This window comes from Pseudoalteromonas sp. Isolate3 (genome assembly GCF_022398505.1).
Classification (GTDB): domain Bacteria; phylum Pseudomonadota; class Gammaproteobacteria; order Enterobacterales; family Alteromonadaceae; genus Pseudoalteromonas; species Pseudoalteromonas apostichopi.
In genome coordinates this window covers 1-23,189 of the sequence record NZ_JAKEVN010000006.1, presented here as the reverse complement: position 1 = coordinate 23,189, position 23,189 = coordinate 1, and the positions used below count along the sequence as shown (strand labels likewise).

Here is a 23,189-nt window from a genome sequence, read left to right as displayed (position 1 = left end):
GATTTACATACAAAAAGGAGCTAAGGCTCCTTTTTTTGTGGCTGAAAATAATCGTTATCGAGTTCTATCTCTGTTACTTCACCTTCTTTAAATGGCAATTTGGCTAAGTCCTCAGCAAAGTAGCTCGCAAATAATTGCTCAAACTCGCCCGTGCTTTTCATCTTGGTGAGTCCTTTCAATAACACCTCAGCGAGTTCTGGCCTGTGGTTGCTGACAAAAAAGTAAAATGCTGTTGGGTAACTAATATAAAGGTCAGGCACTATAACCAGCTCGTCACTCTTTACTTGTTCCATTTCTGAAATGACTTCAATGAACGAACGCGGAAAATAATCAACTCGCCCTCTGATCACTAAACTAAACATTGCTTGATAATTTGCTAACGGCCTGACAGATAGACCATTTTGCGCAAGAATTTTAGTATCAGGCCAATCATGACCCTGTATGGCTGTAAACGGTGCTAAATCTTGTTTCGTTTTTACATCTTTAAAACGAGGCACAAACGCTCGTTTGGTAAGTAGCGCTCGTTTGCCTATGTAACCCTTAAACAAAGGGACGGGTACAGCAATGGCTAAGTGTTCACGCTCTGGGCTTGTCATACTCCAAAACAAATCGGCTTGCTTTGCATCAAGCATAAGCAAAGTACGCTGTTGGTGAGGATGAACAAGTACTTCATTGATTTCTGCTTGGTAATTACCGGCACGTAACGCCGCTGTCAGTAATTCATGAAGATAATAATCACGTTTATAAAATGGGCGTTGCTCAACCGCTAAATTCACCACATTGTTAGCTTCAGTAGCAAGGCTGTATCCTAGGCTCAGCAATATTAATATTGCACTACATAGTCGCTTCATTGTTATTTTTGTTAATGTGTTTTTTTTAAGCTACACCCAGTTAAACAGGGACACAAGTAAAATTAAACAAACTTCAAATTTCTTCATGAGTTAATAGTAAGTGCTTCATCTTTTTGACAGCTTAAACGCACCACTGCAGGAGCTGGCCGGCTGCGTTTACATACAAACAAGTGGCTACTCTGATAGCGCTTGGCCTCTTTTTTCGCATCAGTAGCCAGCGCTGCAACTTGGTGGCTGTTGATGCAAAGCTTCAAATCAGGCTTAACCAAACCTATTGATAATGTAAGTAATGGCACAAACTGCTTTTTACCTTCTCGGTTACTTGCCCAGTAACCCCCTTGCTCCATATGCTCTGGGGTGAAAAAGGCGCGAGACTGCAGCTCAAATTTATCGATAATGTCATGGCATACTTGCTCTGCATCATTTTTATCAAACACTACCATAAAGTCATCACCACCAATGTGACCCACAAAGCCTTTGCTAATACTACAGGCCTCTACGATTACTTCTGCAAGCAGCTTTATAACGCTATCACCACTGGCGTACCCATACAGGTCATTGAATTGTTTAAAGTGGTTTAAATCAACATAGGCTAACGAGAATGGGTAATTATTGCGAAGTCTAAGTTCAATTGCTTCGTTAATAGCGACATTACCCGGCAACATAGTTAGCGGATTGGCATGTTGTGCATGGCGGATTTTTTCTTCTGTAATGTGTTTTAAGATATTACGTAGTGGTGCCAAGCCTAAGTATTCGCCACTACGGGTGATCACAATGTGACGTCGAATATCAAACTCAAATTCGGTAATTTGCTGACTTACCGTATCGAGTAACTCGTTTTCGTCTACCACTAACGGCTGCTTATCCATTAAAGAAGTAACTGGTTGCTTGTCGTAAAGTGCATGGCCATAAGGAGCGGCAAATACTTCAGTAAGTTGATCTCGATGTAATAAACCAACGGGGATATTGTGCTCTAGTACGGCAAGGCTAGTTAGGGTTTTATCTTGTTCAAAAATACTGTGAGCATCTTTACAGCGTGTTGTTGCTTCAATATTAGCGTGCTCTACCGCTAACCAACCAATCGCCATTGACTGCTCAAATGTATTGCTATTGTCTGATGACTCCAAGTGCTTTAAGCAGTGGATATTAATTTCGTAACTAGGCTGCAAGCTCGGCCTTTCCAGTAAAAAACCTTGTGCATGCTGCACGCCCAAAATTTCGAGTAGACGAAGTTCCTCAGCCCGCTCAATGCCTTCTGCTATCACTTGCGTATTGGTGGCTTTTGCAAGCTCAATAATTGACTTTAAAAACTCTTTTTTAACGACACTCTGGTCACAATGATCGATAAAGTAGCGGTCTATTTTTACAAACTCAGGACATAACTCAGACCATTGCTTTAAACCCGAATAGCCAGCGCCTAAGTCATCAATGGCAATCGAAAAACCTAACTCACGATAATGGGCAATGGTCTTTAACAATAAAAAGCCATCATCCACTTTTTCTTGCTCTGTAACCTCAATAACCACGCGATTAGTTGCAAGACCAAAGTGTTCAACTAGATGTAATGTTTCACCCTTAGGGTGGCAAGGGTCGAGTAAAGTTTTAGGACTTACGTTTAAGAACAACTTACCCTCAAGATTGAGCTTAACAAAGTTTTCAATTGCTCTACTGCGGCAAAGTAGCTCTAATTCAGAGATCTTATTGCAATCAATGGCTGCGCTGAACAATCTACTCGGCATTTCTAACTCAGACCCTTTCGGGCCGCGACTTAACGCCTCGTAGCCCAAAATATGTTGATTAGAAATGTCAAAGATAGGTTGAAACAAGGTTTCAATTGCACTGTTATCTAAGATCTGCTGTAGTTGTGCGTTCACCTTACACCTAGCCTAAAAAATACAAATAGGAGGCTAAATTAGCAACCTTGTATGACAATTTTATGGCAAGGCGATGACGAGTGCAGACTAGTCAATGGCAGTGATCAGCTCAAGCTGTTTAATACGGGCAAAACTATCAATCATTTTTAGATTCGCTTTTTGGTAATCACTCTGTGCTAAATCAGCTTGTTGCGCTAATTTATAAATTGCAAGCGGATTAAGTAATAACTGCTGCGCGTGATAGCAACTTGCAGCTGCAAATTCTGGAAGCTCCGGTTCTAAGTTAATCGTAATTTCATTCTTCAACGCTTCTGTATCATCACTTTGCTGTTGCTGAAACTCTGTTGCGTTTGCCATCGCTTGCAAACTTGCCTCACATTCTGGCAGCTGTGCTTTAAGGTTTAAAAACAAACCAGTTGATGAACTAATTAGCTTAAGCGTCAGATCTTGTAATTGCTGAGCAGTTGATTGGTTTTGTAATGCTACTACAACTTGCCAAGCCAACCCTTGATAGCTGTCGAACTGCTGCCCTAGAGTCACCTCAGGTGATTGTTGTATTTCAGTCTGTTCTGGCTCTGCTTTTTTGCCACAAGCGCTAAGCATTAAAAGTATAAACACACTAAACATCAGGTGTTTCATAATTTCTCCCATAAAAAAACCGCCCTAGGGCGGTTTTTTTTTGTAACACTGGTTAAGGCATAGGATCGAGATCCGCACCTTCTTTTTCTATTACTTCTGGAATTAAGTCTTCTTTACTTACACCCATTGCAATTGCTACAGCTGAGGCAACATAGATAGATGAGTAAGTACCGATGAATACACCAAATAGTAATGCAGTTGCGAAACCGTGGATCGTTTGACCACCCCAGCCAAATAACGCAATCAATACTAAGATAGTGGTGATTGAAGTTACTAGGGTACGGTTTAACGTTTGCGTTAATGAAATATCGATAATTTCAATCGTGTCATCAATACGCACCTTACGGAAATTTTCACGGATACGGTCAGATACAACGATGGTATCGTTGAGTGAGTAACCTATTACCGCCAAAATTGCCGCAAGAATCGTTAAGTCAAACTCAAGGCCAAGCACTGAGAATAAACCTAATGTAATGATAACGTCGTGTAATAGTGCTGATACTGCACCGACCGCAAAACGCCATTCAAAACGAAACGCAACGTAAATTAAGATACAGATAAGCGCAGTTAACATGGCAAGGCCACCCTGCTCTTTCAGATCTTCACCAACACTTGGGCCAACAAATTCGATACGACGCATTTCTACTGTCGACTCAACTTTTTGTAATGCCGTAATGATTTGGTTACCAATTACTTCTGCTTTTACGCCAGGACCTTGCGGAGCAAGACGCACTAGAATCTCTTTACTTGAGCCAAACAGTTGCACCGAAAAATCTTCAAAGCCACTTTCAGTGATTGCATCACGAACTTCTTTAAGATCAGGTGCCTGTGTAAAGCCTACCTCAACAGCGGTACCGCCAGTGAAGTCGAGACCAAAATTTAAGCCTTTAGTAAAAAACGATACGAAAGAAGCCAAAATCAACAAAGTTGATAGTGCCATGGCAAACTTTCTTAACTTCATAAACGGGAGTGTTTTACCACCGAGTTTTAAAATTTGCATGCTGACTCCTAAATCGACAACTTCTCAACGCGCTTACCGCCAATAAACAAGTTGATTACCGCACGGGTACCAACAATGGCTGTAAACATAGAGGTGATAATACCAATCGCTAGCGTTACTGCGAAACCAGCAATAGGACCAGTACCCACTGCAAATAGGATCACTGCTGCGATAAGCGTTGTGATATTAGCATCTAAAATTGTGCTAAACGCGCTGTCGTAACCAAAATGAACCGCTTGTTGTGGACTGCGGCCATCTGCAAGTTCTTCACGAATACGTTCGAAGATAAGTACGTTGGCATCAACGGCCATACCTACGGTTAGTACGATACCGGCAATACCCGGTAGCGTTAGCGCTGCACCTGGGATAAGCGACATTACACCGACGATTAGTACTAAGTTGGCACCTAGGGCGATATTCGCCACCATGCCGAAACCTTTGTAATAAACAAGCATAAATAAAAGTACAAACACGAAACCAAGCACAACCGCGGTCATACCCGCTTCAATGTTTTCCTGACCTAAGCTTGGACCTACCGTGCGCTCTTCAACAATTTGAATTGGCGCAACAAGTGCACCCGCACGTAGTAATAAGCTAAGATTATGTGCTTCAGCTGGGTTATCGATACCAGTAATACGGAATGAACGGTCAAGACGCGCTTGAATCGTCGCCACGTTAATCACTTCTTCAACTTTAATTGGTGGAAGTGCTTTACCATTTTCATCTGTTTTACCTGATGGCTTATATTCGATAAATACCGTTGCCATGCGTTTACCGATCGCACGCTTAGTGAACGCATTCATTTTCGCGCCACCTTTACTGTCTAGCGTGATGCTAACTTGTGGACGTTGATACTCATCCATACCTGATTGCGCGCCAGTAATGTGGCTACCTTCAAGGATGATGCGTTGCTTAAGTACCACAGGGTAACCTTCACGAGCCATAATCATTTCAGTACCAGGCGGTAAACGGCCCTGAAGCGCAGCACTTGCATCTGCGTTTTCATCAACTTCGCGGAATTCTAATGTTGCTGTTGCACCAAGAATTTCTTTTGCACGAGCTGTATCTTGTACACCCGGAAGCTGCACGATAATGCGCTCAGCACCTTGACGCTGTACGTTCGGCTCTGCAACACCAATCTGGTTAATACGGTTACGAATAATCGTTTCGTTTTGTTTGATAGCGTAATCACGAATTTCTTTAAGCTTTTGCTCGCTCATGCTGGCATAAAAAGCATTATCGCTGCTGCTATCATCAACATAAACGTTTAATGGGTAACGTGTTGATAAGAAACGCTCTGCAGCGTCTTTATCTTCTTCGTTACGCATTTCAACACGTAATCGCTCACTATTCGCTACACGGCGAATAGTACGATAACGTAGTTTTTCTTCACGTAAGTCACTTTTGAAATCTTGTTCCATTTGCTCAAGCTGAGTATCAACCGCCGTCGCCATGTCGATTTCCATAGTAAAGTGAACACCACCGCTTAAATCTAGGCCTAGCTTCATTGGGTTACCACCCAGTGACTTTAACCACTCTGGTTGAGCAGGAGCCATATTGATTGCAGAGATATAATCTTCACTAAGGGAATCACGCAGTAGATCTTGCGCTTTTAGTTGGTCTTCAACATTCTTAAAACGAACCAGAATTTGTCCGTCTTCAAGTTTACTTGATTTAACAGTAACGTTATGTTCTTTGAGAGTCGCATTTACTTTATCGAGTACGCTGAGGTCAGCATCAGTACCTTTAGTGCCCGATACTTGTATGGCCGGGTCACGGCCATACAAGTTAGGAGAGGCATATAAAATACCAACGACTAACACTACAAGAACAAGTAAATACTTCCATAATGGAAACTTGTTTAACACGTGTGAGTCCTTATTTTTATTGTTATAGCGACTTCATAGTGCCTTTAGGCAATACTGCAGAAACAGCTGATTTTTGTACTGTTACTTCTGCTTGGTCATTTAATGAAATCACGATGAAGTCTTTGTCATCAGCGATTTTAGCAATCTTACCCACTAAACCACCTTGCGTTAGTACTTCGTCGCCTTTTGCCATTGCGCTCATTAGTGCTTTATGCTCTTTTACGCGCTTAGCTTGTGGACGGTAGATTAAGAAATAAAATACCAGACCGAAAATACCCAACATGATCAGCATTTCCATGCCACCACCTGCTGGTGCTGCACCTGCCGCACTTGCGTGGGCGTTTGAGATGAATAAACTCATTTCACTTCCTCTTTAATTTTTCTAAAAATTTAATCTGATGTATCTGCAAGCTCAGGCACTTCTTGGCCGCGGCGTGCATAAAAATCTGCAACAAATTCGTCTAGTTTGCCATTGCTAATGGCATTACGTAAGCCTTCCATCACGCGTTGATAATAACGTAAGTTATGAATCGTGTTTAGACGTGCGCCTAAGATTTCATTACATTTATCAAGATGATGCAAGTATGCACGTGAATAGTTTTTACAAGTATGACAATCACACTCTGGATCCAGTGGACCCGTGTCTGTTTTATGGACTGCATTACGGATTTTAACAATGCCGCCTGTTACGAATAAATGACCGTTACGAGCATTACGCGTAGGCATTACACAGTCAAACATATCGATACCACGGCGAACCGCTTCAACTAAATCTTCTGGTTTACCAACGCCCATTAAGTAACGAGGCTTGTCTTCAGGCATTTTGTAAGCACAGTGATCAAGAATATTGATCATCTCATTTTTCGGCTCACCTACCGATAAACCACCTAAGGCATAACCATCAAAGCCGATTTCTTCTAGGCCTTTTTGTGATTGTGCACGAAGCTCAGGATACATACCACCTTGAATAATACCAAATAGCGCAGCTGGGTTATCGCCATGACCTTCTTTTGAACGTTTAGCCCAACGAAGTGATAACTCCATAGAATCTTTAGCTTCTTTTTCTGTCGCAGGGTATGGCGTACATTCGTCAAAAATCATCACGATGTCAGAGCCTAAATCACGCTGAACTTGCATCGCTTTTTCTGGCGAAAGCATGATTTTTTCACCATTAACTGGTGAGCTGAACATTACGCCTTCTTCAGTGATTTTACGCATAGCGCCTAAGCTGAATACTTGGAAACCGCCTGAATCAGTTAGGATTGGACGATCCCAATTCATAAAGTCGTGTAAATCACCGTGTTGCTTAATGATTTCTGTACCAGGACGCAGCATTAAGTGGAAAGTGTTACCTAGGCAAATTTGCGCGCCGGTATCTTTCACTTCGTCAGGCGTCATGCCTTTAACAGTACCGTAAGTACCTACGGGCATAAATGCTGGCGTTTCTACAACACCACGTTCAAAAATCAAGCGGCCGCGGCGCGCTTTACCGTCAGTGCGGTCTAATTCAAATTTCATATTATCCTCAGTGTCGGAAAAACAGTCCAACAAGCTATAATTTAACCGCTCGATTCTACCCTGTTTGCGGGTTTATTACTATAAATTGGGCTAAATTCGAAAATAAAAAGCCCAGTTAAAAAACTGGGCTTTTTATAGTTATTTGCGCGTTAAGAACATCGCATCACCATAACTAAAGAAGCGATACTGCTGCTCAATAGCCGTATGGTAGGCACCCATAATGTTCTCTTGGCCAGCAAAAGCACTCACTAACATGATTAACGTTGATTCAGGTAAGTGAAAATTTGTCACCATGGCATCAACCACATTGAACTGATAACCCGGGTAGATAAAGATATCGGTATCACCAAAATATGTATCTAATTTGCCGCCGTGCACTTTAGCAGCTGACTCTAACGAACGCACTGACGTAGTACCCACCGCAATTACACGACCACCTTTTGCTTTCGTTTCAGCTACCGCTTTAACCACTTCATGTGGTACTTCGATGTACTCTGAGTGCATGACATGCTCATCAACTGAGTCAACGCGCACAGGCTGGAAAGTACCTGCACCAACATGCAAAGTCACAAACGCCATGTTAATGCCTTTATCTTTTAAGGCTGCCATTAACTTATCGTCAAAATGCAGGCCTGCAGTTGGGGCTGCAACTGCACCTGGTTTTTCACCATATACTGTTTGGTAACGCTCACGGTCTGATTCGTTATCAGGGCGGTCAATATAGGGTGGCAATGGCATGTGCCCAATGTCATTAAGAATATCAAGTACATTTTCGTCTTTGGCAAATTCAAGCTCAAATAGCTCACCGTGACGGGCAACCATGATTGCTTCAGCTTTACCTTCAAGAATGATTTTTGATCCTGGTTTTGGTGATTTGCTGGCACGTACATGAGCCAGGACTCGGTGCTCATCAAGCACACGCTCGACCAATACCTCTAGCTTACCACCCGACTCTTTTTGCCCGAACATGCGAGCAGGGATCACTTTGGTGTTATTAAAAACTAATAAGTCATTTTCGTTAACGAGCGATAAAATATCACTAAATACTTTGTGCTCAACTTGCCCTGACGGGCCATCAAGCGTCAGTAAACGGCTGCTAGTTCGATCTGCTTTAGGAAAACGAGCTATTAATTCATCAGGAAGGTCAAAGCTAAAATCAGCTACGCGCATGGAGCATATCTCTCATTAATAAAAACGCGCCAAGTTTACTCTGATACGCCCACTACCTCAAGCAAAGCACTGCACCATCTTAGCGCTCGCTAAAGGCGATTTTAGACTTAAGTGCTTAATAACCGCTTTTAGGTAAAGTTTGCTTGTAGATTAGGCAAAATGTCATTATTCTAGCTTATTCACTAAACATGGGTTAAGTAAGAGGTAGTAGCGCCATGGCAAAGCAGTTAAAGCTGCTAATTTTGAACGCGAGCGTTGCTGAGCGTGAAACAATTAAGACTACATTAAATAAGCTTAATGTCTTCACCTTTATCGAAGCTAGTGACTCTCAAGATGCGCTAAAAATTCTCAAAAGCCACCCTGTGGATATTATCATTACAGGCCTTGAGGTCGGTAAAATTGATGGCTGGCGCTTCTCGCGCATGATTCGCTCTGGGTTATTAAAGACCCCAAAAAACACACCGATTTTACTTACTCCTCCAATTTATTGTGAACGTATAGCCGAAACCACTGCACGAAGCTATGGTATTGATGCCGTACTGCCGTTTGAGCGCCAAGATATGCTACCGCAAGTACTGGCAAACGTGTTATCAACTCACCTTGAAAAAAGTAGTCGCCTTAATTTATTACTACTTGAAACAGATAACCGTAAAGCAAATGACATTAGCGAACAGCTAAAACTCAGCTTCGCTATTACCCATACCACATCAACAAAAGCGGCCCTTGCCACCTATTTGCAGCAAAAGTTTGCCATTGTACTGATAGATGCCACTGAATCTCACTCTGATACCGCAGCCGGATTGATTAGTGAAATTTTACAGCACAACCCTAAACAAGCAATTGTAACCATCATAGATAACAATGATGCAGATTACGCAGAGCAATTGTTACTTTCTGGCGTCACTGATTTTATTCGCGCACCTTACGATCATTCGTTATTGAGTAAAGTCTGCGACCATGCCGCCCGTCGTGAAGACTTTATGGTGAGCTATGCAGAGTTTGCGCAAAAAGTAGAACAACTAAGTCAGAGCCAAAGCCGTTATAAAGAGCTTTTTTCAGCTCACCAACGTATCTTATTACATCTCAATACCGTGGTGCTTGAGTTTAACCAAGAGGGTAATATTCGCTTTATTAACCCAGCATGGGAGCACCTAACGGGCTACGGCATTAAGTCTAGTTTGGCGAAATCATTAACTGACTTTTGTTTGCCTGAGTGCAAAACAAAGCTGCAGGCTACAATTCAGAGTATCTTGCGTGGTGGCGAGTTACAGCAACAAGTTGAAATTCAGTTAAAACACAAAAATGGCAATGCAATTTGGGTTGAGTGCCGCTTACAGCTGATTAAAAATAGCCAAAACTCAGCAACGATAACTGCTACTATCGATAACATTCATGAACGTAAGCAAGCTGAACTGCAACTACGTCACTTAGCGCTCCATGATACGCTCACAGAGCTGCATAACCGCTACTACTTTGACCAACAATTACAACGTATTTGTAAAGCTAAATACACCAGTAATGATACCGAGCATGCGCTCATTTATATCGACTTAGATCACTTTAAAATTATCAATGACAGTAAAGGTCACCAACAAGGTGATATCGTTTTAAAAGAGGTTGCTCAGTTATTCATTACAAATATCAGTGAGGAGCACCTGATCTGCCGTATAGGTGGTGATGAATTTGCCGTGATCTTAAAAAATACCAACTTACTCGATGCGCACTTAGTTGCAGAAAGTATTTGTATGGCGATTGAAAAACACCGTTTTCACTCAGAAGGTCAAGAATACTCAATTAGCTGCTCGATAGGTTTAACCCAAATAACCGCTGAAAATAACGATCCAAGTGAGTGTTTAAAGCAAGCTGATATTGCTCTGTATGTGGCAAAGAGCTTAGGCCGAAATCTAGTTCATTGCTACTCGAAGGAAGACTCTAGCCACAACAGTTTACAAGCCGGCCTTGAGTGGGGCCACAGTATTCGCCAAGCATTACAACATGATGCTATCGAATTACACTATCAACCGATTTGGGATTTCAAGCAAGGTCACGTTGCCTATTTTGAAGCTTTATTACGCTTAACGCTTGATGATGAACTCATCTACCCTAACCAGTTTATTCCTGCACTAGAGCTTTTAAACGATACCTTTTTGATGGATCAATGTGTAATTCGTAATGCCATTAAAAGCGTTGCCAAGTACCCCGAACTAAATCAAGTTGCGATTAACTTGTCTGCACAGTCATTTTTAGATGAGCGCTTGCTGCCACATATTGAGTCGAGCTTAAAAGAATACAGTGTTGAACCAACACGCATTATTTTTGAGATCACTGAGTCTGCAAGTATCAATAACCTTGCTGCTACCCGTGCCATGATCGAGCGATTAAACGGCTTAGGTTGCCACTTCTCTATTGATGACTTTGGAACTGGCTTTAGTACTTTTAACTACCTTAAACAATTACCTGCTCAGCATGTAAAAATTGATGGCTCATTCGTCCGCGACATGTTGAATGACCCCATCGATTTAGCGCTTGTGAAAGCGATTAATGACATTAGTACTTCTTTAGATAAACGCTCTGTTGCTGAATATGTTGAAAATAAAGAGATATTCTTAGCGCTAAAAGAGATTGGTGTCGACTATGGTCAAGGTTACTTTATTGCTCGTCCTGTACCGGTTGAAAAAATAAACGACGAGCTTAAAAAAATATCTGAAAATAATCTGTTTAACTAACAATTATCTAGCCTTAAAAAGCTTAAATTAAATACATTTTTAAACATTTTTTATTAGTTTTTAAACTTCCATACTGACAATACTCATCTATACTTAAATCCACAGCAAGATGAAATGTCATGCATTTATGGTGATTATCCAAAAAAAACATGACATTGCATATTATATTAAACATACATAATATAACTTAACATCGTTAAGTCCATGTATTGACGGTATAAAGGAGAAAAGTGATGACACAACTAATCGTTTTGTTACTGATTGTGAATCTAGGGATAGCGTATCAATGTTACCGTAATGCGACCTTTAAAGGGTATCCGGTAAAAACATTTACAGGGCTAGGGTTAGTACCTTACTTTAATTTAGTCGTGTGGGTTTACTTGTTGTTTTTACCCGACTTAAAACCATTTTCAATGAATGAAAAGCAGCCACTTTAGGCTGCTTTTTTAGTTGGGAGTGTGAAAGCTTAAAAGCTATAACTTGATGCTTTATCAAGTAATTGTGCGGCTTTTATATCACCAACCACACACTTTTTAATATCTGATTTTTTAAACACTTTTACTTGCTCACTTTTACCTTCGCTAACACCACGAATGATAAAACTGACATGCTCATCATTAGGTAGACTTCTTAAGCCGCTACCATAATCACATAAGGTCAGTGATAAACTTTTATCTACTTGCTGAGCTAAGGCGGCCAATTGCTGTTTTTGTTCTTTAACACGCGCTTGCTTCTTCTCAGCTAACTCTTTGCGCATTTCTTGCTGTTTTAATGACAACTTTTGCTGCTGTTTTTCAAGCTCTTTGATAGATGCTTGCAAAGCCTGTTTACGCTTTTCGAGCTCTTGCTCTTTCGCATCTTTATCGTGACGGCGGTCAAATTCAAGGTCGCGCTTTTCACGTTCAAGGTCGCGGATTTCACGGCTAACATCGCGCTCTTGTTCAGCTACTTCACGAACTCGTTCAGCGCTTTCTCGCATTACTTCCATGGCTTGTTGATAGGCCTCTTGGGTTTTCACTACGACAGCATCGCTAATCACTTGCACATGTTCGCCCAGCACTTCTATTTCAGCCAGCTCTTCAAAATCGATATCTGGCAGTGGTGGAAGGGGGGCATCAGGCACAGTCGCAAATACTGAAGACCAACGTGAGCTACCTCGCACATCAAAGCTAAACACCACGCCTTGGTGCTGCAAATAACTTGAAGACACGTTTCTTACCTTGTTATCGGTATCTTGTTTTAATGCGGCTGTTAGGATTTTTTCCATTATGCCTACTTCTCGCTGAATTTGATCTAATTCATCACTTGCTTGTGCTGATAAGCTTACTACTGTGCAAAGCAATAAGGCAGCTGTGGTTGATTTGTATTTTGACATCTTAATACTCCAAGTTATTGGCAACGGTTGGCAATGGGCTACCATCCACTTGCTCTGCTAAATCATTTAATTGCATACGTAAGTACGCTTGGTCTTGGGCTCGCTGCGTTTTAATATATGCAAGCACACTGGCAATATCTTCCTGACGCTCTACTCGCCCCGTCTTAATAGCTTCTTTTGCTAACTGATACATTTGTTGCTGCTGCACTTCATTTTGCGCAGTGATAATATTTTGCAATTGATCTATTTGCTTTTGTTGTGACTCTAATAAATTGGTTTGTTTAGCCACTTGCTCAAGTAATTGCTGATTTCCTTGCTGTGGATTACTAACAAAAAGCCACGCGCAAAATGCAATTGATGCAGCCACTGCCCACATCCCTGAACCAAAAAACAGATTCGATTTTTGTACTTTTGGCATACTGGACTCTCGATCCCAGTTTGGTACTGACACCGTTTCATAACTCTGACTTTGCTGTTGCCATTGCATTGCATTACTCATCATTAATGCATATTCAGCATTGGCCTGTAGCAACGCAATTTGCTCATCTGTAAGACTTTCGCCTTCTAACCATGCGCTAAACAATGAATCTAAATTAGCCATCTACGGCCTCCAAATGCACTTTTAACTTACCAAGTGCACTGTATAGTCTCGATTTAGCTGTATTGGTTGAAATACCTAATTGCTCAGCTATCTCTTCAAACGTACAGTGCTGAAAAAATTTTAACTCCACCACCAAGCGTTGCTCCCAGGGTAAATTATTCATCATTTCTTTGAGCTCATAATGTTGCTCGGATTGCAGTCGATTCGCTTCTAACTCACTCTGCTCACAACTTTCTTCTGGTACAGAATCCAAGCTCTGATGCAGCTTACGGCGGCGATAATATTCAACACTGCGCCTGTGCACAATTTGATAAAGCCAAGTGTTAAAACTCGATTCCCCGCGAAAACTTGGCAAGCTTTTATATACAGAAATAAACACTTCTTGCATCAAATCCATTGCATCATCAGGGTGGCTTAGCATCCTTAAACAATAGTTATACACCTGTGTTTCGTGCTGCTTGACTAATTTCAACCACGCCCGTTTATTACCTTGCTGCGCTTTAGCAATTAATGTTTCAAGTGATTGAAAAAACACACTAGCCTCGTCATCTGATCTGCCTTTTATGGTTTTGTTATTATGTTAGTCGAGGGAAGGAAAAAAATAGTTTGTTTAAATAATAAAAAACCCCAAATTTTTTATTTGGGGTTTTATTTAGAGGTAGAGGCTTTATTCGTTGTCACACTGACCGTCTAAGCTACATTGCTTGTTAAGAAATAGCTCTAACTGTTGGCTAAACAGCCTAAAGTCTCTGATCCGGCCTGTGGTTTTACGCCACACGATACCTATTTCTCGGTAAGCATCGCCTTGAGATGGCGTTGCGACCATATCTTTCTTATCTAAAATGCCGGCATTTATGGCCATTTGAGGTAGGAAAGTAACACCCAGTTGGTGTTCAACCATACTTAATAAAGTATGTAAGCTTGCCGCTTCAAATGGATTAATACAGCTTGAGCGATTTAAATGACAGGCACTTAGCGCGTGCCCAGTCATACAATGCTCACGTTCAAGTAAAAACACGCTAGCATCAGGTAACAGATTAAAATCTTCTACACCATCCGCTGGAGTGTAATCTTTATGATGCACTAGACTGAAGTGATCTTTGGCAAGTACTTGGGTATGAAACTTTTCAGTATCAAATGGCAAGGCCAGTAAAGCCATATCAATTTGTCCGTGCTCTAGCTTATCGAGTAGCTTGTCGCTGGTATCTTCAACCAAGACTAACTCTAACTCAGTAAAGGTTTGTTTGCAGAAATGATATAAGGGTGCAGCAATAAAGCTGGCAATCGTTGGGATCACACCAAGAGTAAGTGTCCCGCTTAAAGGCGTTAAAAAGCTCTTTGTAAGCTCTTTTAGACTAAGAGTGTCGTCAATAATTTTACGGGCTTTCTCTACAACTTCCTCGCCAATAGCTGTAAACATTAAACTGCGGTTTTCGCGCTCTATGAGCTGGCAACCTAAAGTTTCTTCTAAATTTTGAATTGCACTACTTAATGTAGATTGACCAATAAAACAGGCGCTGGCTGCGCGGCCAAAGTGTTGATGTTGATGGACTGCTAGTAAATACTGTAGTTGTTTTATACTTGGTAAGTTATTCATACTCTACCTGAAAATAAAAAGACCCCAATACCTAAGGCATTGAGATCTTTTCAAGCTAAAAGTCTTTTAGTACTTTTTATACCCCGAAGGCAGTTCTCAGTACGTAGAAAATAACAATAGCAAGGGCTGCGCCAACTGGCAATGTAATTACCCAAGAAACTACAATGTTTCTTACAACACCCATATTAAGTGCCGCAATACCACGTGCCATACCTACACCTAGTACCGCACCCACCAGTGTTTGTGTAGTAGAAATAGGTAAACCAGTACCTGAAGCGATAACAACTGTAGAAGCCGCAGCAAGTTCTGCAGCAAAACCACGGCTTGGTGTTAAGTGCGTGATACCTTCACCGATTGTTTTAATTACTTTCTTACCTAAGATAGCAAGACCAGCAACAATACCTAAACCACCTAGTGGTAAAATCCACCATGCGATAGCCGCTTTCTTAGCGATTTCACCGTTGTGCTCAACAATGTTTACAACAGCAGCTAGTGGACCAATCGCGTTAGCAACATCGTTTGAACCGTGTGCGAAAGCCATACAACATGCTGTTAGTACCATAAGTACTGCGAACACTTTCTCAACGTTGTTAAATTGCATTGCTTTGTCAGCTTTAGGATCGATTTTCAGACGCGCAATAGCAATCTTACCAATAACAGCTACGACAACTGCAATCGCGATAGAAAGCGCGTAGCCTTCAACAGCACCTAAATCAATACCAATGTGCTTCAAGCCTTTCTTAATTGTTACCAGTGACATGATAAAGCCTGCTAGACCCATATACACAGGTACGAAACGCTTAGCATTTTTAAGTGGTGCATCAGTGTCAAAAATTAGCTTTTGCGCACTCATAAAGATCAGGTATGCAATAAAACCAGAAATAGCAGGGGTAACAATCCAGCTACCAACAATACCCATTACCTTGTTCCATTGGATTGCTTCGCTACCGACAGCAACCAGAGCGAAACCAATGATGGCACCAATGATTGAGTGAGTCGTAGATACAGGCCAGCCTAAGAAAGAGGCAATCAATAACCAGCTACCCGCAGCGAATAGTGCGGCAATCATACCAAGGATCATAAGTTCCGGTATGTCCATAAATGGCGTCGCATCAATAATTCCTTTTCGGATTGTAGATGTAACCTCACCACCAGCAAGGTATGCGCCAGCGAATTCAAACACCATCGCGATGATGATTGCTTGTTTAATTGTAAGTGCTTTTGAGCCAACTGATGTACCCATCGCATTGGCAACATCATTTGCACCAATACCATAAGCCATGAAGAAACCAACTGCGGCGGCAGTTAAAACCAGTATCGTGCCGTAATTTGCAATGATATCCATTGTGTGAACCTTTAATTTTTTCGTTTTTGAACTGATTTGAAATTAACGAGCTAACATCAGCTCAAGACGAGAACCTACGCGCTCAGCAATATCTGCAAGCTCGCCTACCCATTCAATGATCTTGTATAAGAACATTACGTCGACAGGATTAAGTTCATTTTCGATGGCGCGCAATTGACGGCGAATTTTGATTTGCATGTCATCCGTGTCTTGTTCAATAGCGTCCAATTCAACGAGCATTTTCTCAACTAAAGTAACTTCGCGACCTTTGAAGCCAGTTTCTAGCAGCTCATCTAGCTCGTTGATTGCTTTTGATGCTTGTTTAGTCGCATCAACACAACGCGTTAAATAAACAAGGAAATCTTCTTGTATTTCAGTGGGAATAGTCATCTCACGACCAACTACACGACCTGCAATGTCTTTTGCTTTGTTAGCAATTTTGTCTTGTTGGGTAACAAGCTCAAGCAAATCGGTACGCTCAACGGGCATGAATAAACCACGTGGTAGTTGAAGGCGGATGTTACGTTTCATTTCATCAGCTTCACGCTCTAAATTGCGAATGTTTAGGCGGATTTCTTCCGCTTCTTGCCACTCTGCTTTAAAAACGTGATTAAAGAAAGGTATCAATGCTTTACTTGCTTGATGTGCTTTCTTAATGTGATCTTCCATAGGCTTAATAGGTGATTTAGCAAAAACCCCTAAAAATGCATTTGTAGGCATAACTGACCCTTTATAAATTAGTATGCTTTGGCAGCTGCGAATTTTACAGCATTGTGTTCGATTGTGAACGCTTTTTCTGCCTTACATCACCAATAAAACACAAAGCGGCCCAAGGGCCGCTCGATTTAATAATGAAAAGGAGCGGCTTAATTTACAGCGACTTTTCTATATCTTCTTGAGATGTATGACGAATATCTTTACCGTTTACAAAATAGATGATGTATTCAGCTATATTTTGGCAACGATCGCCAATTCGCTCTAATGAACGAACTGACCACACTAAATCCATAATTTTCGGAATTGAGCGTGGATCTTCCATCATGTATGTCATGATCTGACGTGTAATTGCTTCATATTCACGGTCAACTTTGGCATCTTCTTTGTGTACTTCAAACGCACACTGCACATCCATACGTGCAAATGCATCAAGAACATCGTGAAGCATTTTCGATACTTGGCGACCCATGTTTTCAATGTTCACCAGTAGGTCTTGCTGATCTTTTGTGAATGAGTCCAGCGCTACTTTAGCAATGCGCTCAGCTTCATCACCAATACGCTCTAAATCAGCAATTGTTTTAGCAATTGCAATCACAAGGCGTAGGTCACTTGCTGCTGGCTGACGACGAGCAATGATGCGCGTGCACTCTTCGTCGATGTTCACTTCCATTGCATTCACTTTATAGTCGTTTTCACGTACTTTTTGTGCAAGTTCTGCATCACCATTGCTAACAGCATCTAGTGCACTGTTTAGTTGTTGCTCAACTAACCCTCCCATGTTCAATACATGGTTTCGCACATTTTCAAGCTCTTCATTAAAACGGCCCGAAATGTGTTTATTGATATTATGTTCCATTGTCTACCTCTATAAATTTCGTCTACGAGACCAAGTGACTTTATTGACTAACCGTAACGGCCTGTAATGTAGTCTTCTGTTTTCTTCTTGCTTGGTGTTGTAAATAACGTATTGGTATCTGAATACTCAATCAACTCACCCATGTACATAAACGCAGTTTGGTCAGATACACGAGCGGCTTGTTGCATGTTGTGAGTAACGATTACCACGGTAAACTTGTTCTTTAAGTCGTTAATTAGCTCTTCGATAACTAAAGTAGAAATTGGATCTAGTGCCGATGTAGGCTCATCCAGAAGTAGTACTTCAGGCTCGATAGCAATTGAGCGAGCAATAACAAGACGCTGTTGCTGACCACCAGATAGACCAAATGCGCTATCGTGTAAGCGGTCTTTAACTTCATCCCATAACGCTGCGCCACGTAAAGATTGTTCAACCACTTCGTCTAGTTTACGCTTTTCTTTAATACCTTGTAAGCGTAGGCCATAAACGACATTTTCGTAGATCGATTTTGGAAATGGATTAGGGCGTTGGAATACCATCCCGACATTTCTTCGTAGTGCAGCAACATCTACATTCTTATCATAGATATTGTGACCATGTAGTAAGATCTCACCATCTATACGACAGCTATCAACTAGGTCATTCATACGGTTGATACAACGTAAAAGTGTTGATTTACCACAACCCGATGGACCGATAAATGCCGTTACCTGACCCTTCGGGATGTTCATATTTACGCTGCTAAGTGCCTGTTTATCACCGTAGTATAGATCTAAGTTTTTAATTTCTAATGCAGTTTGCTCTGCAGTTAGGTTATCTAAATCTAGCTTTGCCGCGCTTTTCGCTTGGTTTACTTGTGGTGCAACTGTAATCATCTCTGTCTACCTATAAAAATTCTGTATTAATGCTCAAGAGCTCTAAACTTTTCGCGTAAGTGGTTACGAATACCAATCGCGGTGATATTCAGGGCGATAATTACTGATACCAGTAAGAATGCCGTGGCATATACCAGCGGGCGTGCCGCTTCTACGTTAGGGCTTTGGAAACCAACATCATAAATGTGGAAACCTAAGTGCATAAATTTTCTATCTAAATGTATGTATGGGAAGTTACCGTCAAGTGGCAGTGTTGGCGCCATCTTAACAACACCAACAAGCATTAGTGGTGCTACTTCACCGGCTGCACGTGCAACCGCTAAGATTAAACCGGTCATAATCGCTGGGCTTGCCATCGGAATGATGATACGCCATAGCGTTTCTGCTTTTGTTGCGCCAAGTGCAAGTGAACCATGACGCACTGTACTAGGAATACGTGATAAACCTTCTTCAGTCGAAACAATTACAACGGGTAGCGTTAGAATTGCTAGCGTTAATGCTGACCAAATAACACCTGGCGTACCAAATACAGGGCTTGGCGACGACTCAGGGTAGAACAATTGGTCAATACTGCCGCCTAGCATGTATACAAAGAAACCTAGGCCAAATACACCGTATACAATTGAAGGTACACCGGCAAGGTTGATTACCGCGATACGGATCATCTTAGTAATGGCGTTTTTTGCTGCGTATTCATGTAAGTAAATCGCTGCGACTACACCAAATGGCGTCACAATCACTGCCATTAGTAAGACCATAAACACAGTACCGAAAATCGCAGGGAATACACCCCCTTCAGTGTTGGCTTCACGAGGGTCATCCGAAACAAATTTACCAAGTTGTACAAAGTAATGACCAAGCTTAGCAAAGAAGCCCATGTCATTAGGGAACCACACATCAAGAACTTGATAAAGTGGCAAAGTAACCACTTCACCACGCATGTCTTTAACCGTTACTTGGTCACGCTTAGCTGCTTTGCGAAGTGCGAATAACTGTTTTTCTAATACAGTGTACTCAGCGCGTAGCTCAGCACGCGCTTGTGCAAGCTCTGCAACACGCTCATCTGTTAGTTCGTTATCAAGCTGGTATGCTTTTTCTTTTAAACGTAAACGCTCAAGCTCATAGTTGATATGGCCAATTTCACCATTTTGTAAATCTAAGGCTTGGTCATTCAGGTCAACTGCGCGGTCAACAAGATCATAAAGCTCTTCGATTTTGTTATCTGTGATAACTTCACCGTCTTTAATAACCTGTTCAACATAACCGTAAAAGTTACCGTTTTTGCTACGCTCGAATACAGCAAGCTCAGCTGGCGTAGTACGTGATGTAATATCTGTCTCTAGTACCCAACGGAAATCTAGATCTACATACTCTCGGTTACCTGTTTTAATGAGTAAGCGCTCTAGTTGCTCTTTGTCGTAATCAGATAAATCAACGCCCGTCGCCTCAATACGTGATTTTGCAACTAGTTCTCGGTCATAAACTTCACCGATCACTGTTTGCTTTGCTACTGAACCTTGCAGCTCAAGTTGCACTACTTCTGATGGCCAGAAAAAGCTTAAACCTTTCCAAGCAATCATGGCTAGTAAGCCAAGAACCGAGATTAAACTGATGCTTACCGCACCGCCGGTCATCCAAATCCAAGGAGAACCAGACTTAAACCACTGCTTTACCATGTCGTGTTTCTCCACCTACATTGAACTGTATTTTTCGCGCAGTTGCTGACGAACAAACTCAGCCACTGTGTTGAAAACGAATGTGAATATGAATAATACAAATGCTGCTAAGAATAGGATGCGATAATGCGAGCTGCCTACCTCAGATTCTGGCATCTCTACTGCGATATTCGCAGCAAGTGTTCTCATACCCTGGAAAATACTCCAGTCCATAATAGGTGTATTACCTGTTGCCATTAGAACAATCATTGTTTCGCCTACAGCGCGGCCTAGACCCATCATCACTGCTGAGAAAATACCTGGGCTTGCTGTTAGTAGTACTACGCGAACCAATGTTTGCCATTGCGTTGCACCTAGTGCTAATGAACCGTTTGATAAGTGCTTTGGAACACTGAATACCGCATCTTCAGCAATTGAGAAAATAGTTGGGATTACAGCAAAGCCCATAGCAATACCAACAACTAACGAGTTACGTTGGTCGAATGTCATACCTAATTCATTGGTTAAGTACTGACGCACATTACCGTCAAACATCCATAACTCAATTGAGTTACTCATCGCAAACGATAGCCAACCAATAAAGATAACCACTGGAATCAGTAATATTGAGTGAGAACCTTCAGGAACACGGTGACGGATAGACGCCGGTAATTTGTTCCAGCCAAAAGCGGTTAATAAGATACCAATTGGTAGCAACACTAATAATCCGACAATCGCTGGTAAATGTTCTTCAATTAATGGTGCTAACCAAAGACCTGCTAAGAAGCCTAGAATTACCGTTGGTAATGCTTCCATGATTTCTACAGTCGGTTTAACTACTTTACGTAGTTCACTCGACATAAAGTACGCCGTGTAAATTGCCGCTGAAAGTGCAATGGGTACCGCAAATAACATCGCGTACATTGCAGCTTTAATCGTACCGAATGAAATTGGCACTAATGAGAACTTAGATTCAAAGTCATCACTTGCCGACGTTGACTGCCAGATATAACCCGGCTCTGGATAACCTTCGTACCATACTTCTTGCCATAGTGCAGACCAAGTGACTTCTGGATGCTCATTATGAATTTCAATTACTTTCAACGCGTCATCTGCAAGAATCAATGCCGCGTTAGAACGTGGTGCAATTGCAAAGTTTTGAATTGGACCTTCACTTACTTTACCTTGCCACAGTTTGGCATCGCTAGTTGTGTAATAAATACCTAGCTCACCGTTAGCACCTGTTGTGAAGAAAGTACGTCGGTAGAATTCTGTAAAAATGTTTAGTTTAGATTGCTTGCTGGTTTCAAATGCACGAATCTTTTGGAACTCACGGCCATCTTCAGTGTTTACTTCAAACCACTGAGATACTTCACCATTATCGTTGGCAAGCATCAGTGAGTTTGCACCAGCTAATAGTTGAGTTGAAACTAGGTTCGCGTTTTCTTCGTTCGCAGCAAGCAGTTGGATTTGCTCAACCTCTGAAGGGTAACGCGTATCGTATACGTAAATTTGATTTGCTGAACGCACGAATGTACGTGTTGTATCAGGTGAGATTAATAGCTCATCAACACGACCTTCAATATCAAGCTCAGTTCGTTCAACAACCCACTCAACTTCGCCAGTGAACATGTTTTCTTCACCTACAAAGCTGCTAAACAAAACGCGCCTATCAGCCGTTAAAGCAACAACCGCTGTTTTATCTTCATAGTGGCTAAATGCAAATTTAGTGATTGCCGCACCTTGGTCATCGACCTCTAGCGCCAAATCACCCAGCGGGTAATCTAAACGTGGTGTTAATTGACGTTGGTTGTTAGGGAATGTCACTAAGAATTTTGGTGCAACCACAACAACAGAACCATTTTCAAGGCCATATGCGTATTGACCTTGGAACGGTGCAGAGCTTGCAAAGCTGCTTACATCGCTAGGTAATTCTGTATTAAGAGTGGTGATCTTTTTACCAAACTGCTCTTTTTCAACACTGTAAAAGTCAACATTTCCTTTTTCACCAAGTAAAAAGGCAACTTCTGTTTGCTCTTCAATGCCAAGACCAACAACTTCTGACGCATTTTGTAGTTTTACACTGTTACGTGTCTCTACTTTTGCTGACTCAAAAATAGGTTGAACAACATAAAGAAGGTAAAAGAATATGAGTAGTAGTGCTACTAGCACCATTACGCCACCTGCGGAAATACCCCACTTGGCAAACCTGTCTTTAAATAGACGGCTTCTATCCGTATGAAAGGTAGGTTTATTCGGATTGGAAGTCATCAAAACACCCTTAAAACTTAACGTTGCGCGCATTATATTTCACCAAGATGACAGTAATGTTACAAACGTCATAATTCAGTGTAATAAAGCATGTATTTAAGGAACGTATTTTAACGTTAACAAATGACCAAATTGCGACATTGTTCTGCGTATTTATAACGACCAAATTCACAAGCTAACAAATTGTTATAACTAATTTTTTATAACTATATGGAAAAAATTGGACAAACAATAAAACTACATCAATACTC

The 23,189-nt window shown here is 41.5% G+C and carries 20 protein-coding genes; 2 read left to right on the top strand and 18 right to left on the bottom strand.

Annotated elements, in window-relative coordinates:
- Positions 1-20 precede the first annotated feature (20 nt).
- The 8 genes from L1D46_RS02595 to queA form a co-directional block, all read right to left on the bottom strand.
- Entirely contained in the window at positions 21-851 is an 831-nt protein-coding gene (locus L1D46_RS02595; protein ID WP_130050438.1) for a transporter substrate-binding domain-containing protein, read from the bottom strand.
- 83 nt (positions 852-934) lie between these two features.
- The gene (locus L1D46_RS02590; RefSeq protein ID WP_239976730.1) at positions 935-2,725 is read right to left on the bottom strand and encodes a GGDEF domain-containing protein; all 1,791 of its coding nucleotides are present in this window, start codon (positions 2,723-2,725) and stop codon (positions 935-937) included.
- Between the two features lie 87 nt (positions 2,726-2,812).
- Complete coding sequence (locus tag L1D46_RS02585; RefSeq protein ID WP_239976729.1) at positions 2,813-3,364, bottom strand: hypothetical protein; 552 nt, start codon at positions 3,362-3,364, stop codon at positions 2,813-2,815.
- Positions 3,365-3,416: 52 nt separating this feature from the next.
- Positions 3,417-4,364 carry a protein translocase subunit SecF gene (secF, locus tag L1D46_RS02580; protein ID WP_130050431.1) on the bottom strand — a complete coding sequence of 316 codons (948 nt, stop codon included), beginning with the start codon at positions 4,362-4,364 and terminating at the stop codon, positions 3,417-3,419.
- Positions 4,365-4,372: 8 nt separating this feature from the next.
- A complete protein-coding gene (secD, locus tag L1D46_RS02575; protein ID WP_167658393.1) occupies positions 4,373-6,232 on the bottom strand; it encodes a protein translocase subunit SecD in 1,860 nt (619 codons plus the stop codon).
- A gap of 22 nt (positions 6,233-6,254) precedes the next feature.
- The gene (gene yajC / locus L1D46_RS02570) at positions 6,255-6,593 is read right to left on the bottom strand and encodes a preprotein translocase subunit YajC (protein ID WP_036973302.1); all 339 of its coding nucleotides are present in this window, start codon (positions 6,591-6,593) and stop codon (positions 6,255-6,257) included.
- A gap of 29 nt (positions 6,594-6,622) precedes the next feature.
- Positions 6,623-7,750, bottom strand: coding sequence for a tRNA guanosine(34) transglycosylase Tgt (tgt, locus tag L1D46_RS02565; protein ID WP_058583935.1), 1,128 nt, complete (start codon positions 7,748-7,750; stop codon positions 6,623-6,625).
- A gap of 138 nt (positions 7,751-7,888) precedes the next feature.
- The gene (gene queA, locus L1D46_RS02560; protein ID WP_239976728.1) at positions 7,889-8,920 is read right to left on the bottom strand and encodes a tRNA preQ1(34) S-adenosylmethionine ribosyltransferase-isomerase QueA; all 1,032 of its coding nucleotides are present in this window, start codon (positions 8,918-8,920) and stop codon (positions 7,889-7,891) included.
- Positions 8,921-9,135: 215 nt separating this feature from the next.
- Between queA and L1D46_RS02555 the strand changes: the two genes are divergently transcribed.
- Entirely contained in the window at positions 9,136-11,646 is a 2,511-nt protein-coding gene (locus L1D46_RS02555) for an EAL domain-containing protein (RefSeq protein WP_239976727.1), read from the top strand.
- A 233-nt stretch (positions 11,647-11,879) separates the two neighbouring features.
- The gene (locus tag L1D46_RS02550; RefSeq protein WP_054563535.1) at positions 11,880-12,083 is read left to right on the top strand and encodes a hypothetical protein; all 204 of its coding nucleotides are present in this window, start codon (positions 11,880-11,882) and stop codon (positions 12,081-12,083) included.
- A 29-nt stretch (positions 12,084-12,112) separates the two neighbouring features.
- On the opposite strand, the gene L1D46_RS02545 is transcribed toward L1D46_RS02550, so the two are convergent.
- The 10 genes from L1D46_RS02545 to L1D46_RS02500 form a co-directional block, all read right to left on the bottom strand.
- Positions 12,113-13,021 carry a hypothetical protein gene (locus tag L1D46_RS02545; protein WP_167658395.1) on the bottom strand — a complete coding sequence of 303 codons (909 nt, stop codon included), beginning with the start codon at positions 13,019-13,021 and terminating at the stop codon, positions 12,113-12,115.
- Position 13,022: 1 nt separating this feature from the next.
- Positions 13,023-13,622: a hypothetical protein gene (locus L1D46_RS02540; RefSeq protein WP_239976726.1), complete on the bottom strand. Its 600-nt coding sequence runs from the start codon at positions 13,620-13,622 to the stop codon at positions 13,023-13,025.
- A complete protein-coding gene (locus L1D46_RS02535; protein WP_239976725.1) occupies positions 13,615-14,157 on the bottom strand; it encodes an RNA polymerase sigma factor in 543 nt (180 codons plus the stop codon). Before L1D46_RS02535 ends, L1D46_RS02540 begins: the two co-directional genes overlap by 8 nt.
- 132 nt (positions 14,158-14,289) lie before the next feature.
- Positions 14,290-15,219, bottom strand: coding sequence for a hydrogen peroxide-inducible genes activator (locus L1D46_RS02530; protein ID WP_130050424.1), 930 nt, complete (start codon positions 15,217-15,219; stop codon positions 14,290-14,292).
- A gap of 76 nt (positions 15,220-15,295) precedes the next feature.
- A complete protein-coding gene (locus L1D46_RS02525) occupies positions 15,296-16,564 on the bottom strand; it encodes an inorganic phosphate transporter (protein WP_130050423.1) in 1,269 nt (422 codons plus the stop codon).
- 42 nt (positions 16,565-16,606) lie between these two features.
- Positions 16,607-17,284 (bottom strand): TIGR00153 family protein, encoded by a 678-nt coding sequence (locus L1D46_RS02520; protein WP_130050422.1) that lies wholly within the window; start codon positions 17,282-17,284, stop codon positions 16,607-16,609.
- Positions 17,285-17,435: 151 nt separating this feature from the next.
- A complete protein-coding gene (phoU, locus tag L1D46_RS02515) occupies positions 17,436-18,137 on the bottom strand; it encodes a phosphate signaling complex protein PhoU (RefSeq protein WP_130050421.1) in 702 nt (233 codons plus the stop codon).
- A gap of 47 nt (positions 18,138-18,184) precedes the next feature.
- Positions 18,185-19,012: a phosphate ABC transporter ATP-binding protein PstB gene (gene pstB / locus L1D46_RS02510; protein WP_130050420.1), complete on the bottom strand. Its 828-nt coding sequence runs from the start codon at positions 19,010-19,012 to the stop codon at positions 18,185-18,187.
- Between the two features lie 26 nt (positions 19,013-19,038).
- The gene (gene pstA, locus L1D46_RS02505; protein WP_130050419.1) at positions 19,039-20,688 is read right to left on the bottom strand and encodes a phosphate ABC transporter permease PstA; all 1,650 of its coding nucleotides are present in this window, start codon (positions 20,686-20,688) and stop codon (positions 19,039-19,041) included.
- Positions 20,689-20,703: 15 nt separating this feature from the next.
- Positions 20,704-22,938: an ABC transporter permease subunit gene (locus tag L1D46_RS02500; RefSeq protein ID WP_130050418.1), complete on the bottom strand. Its 2,235-nt coding sequence runs from the start codon at positions 22,936-22,938 to the stop codon at positions 20,704-20,706.
- Positions 22,939-23,189: the final 251 nt, after the last annotated feature.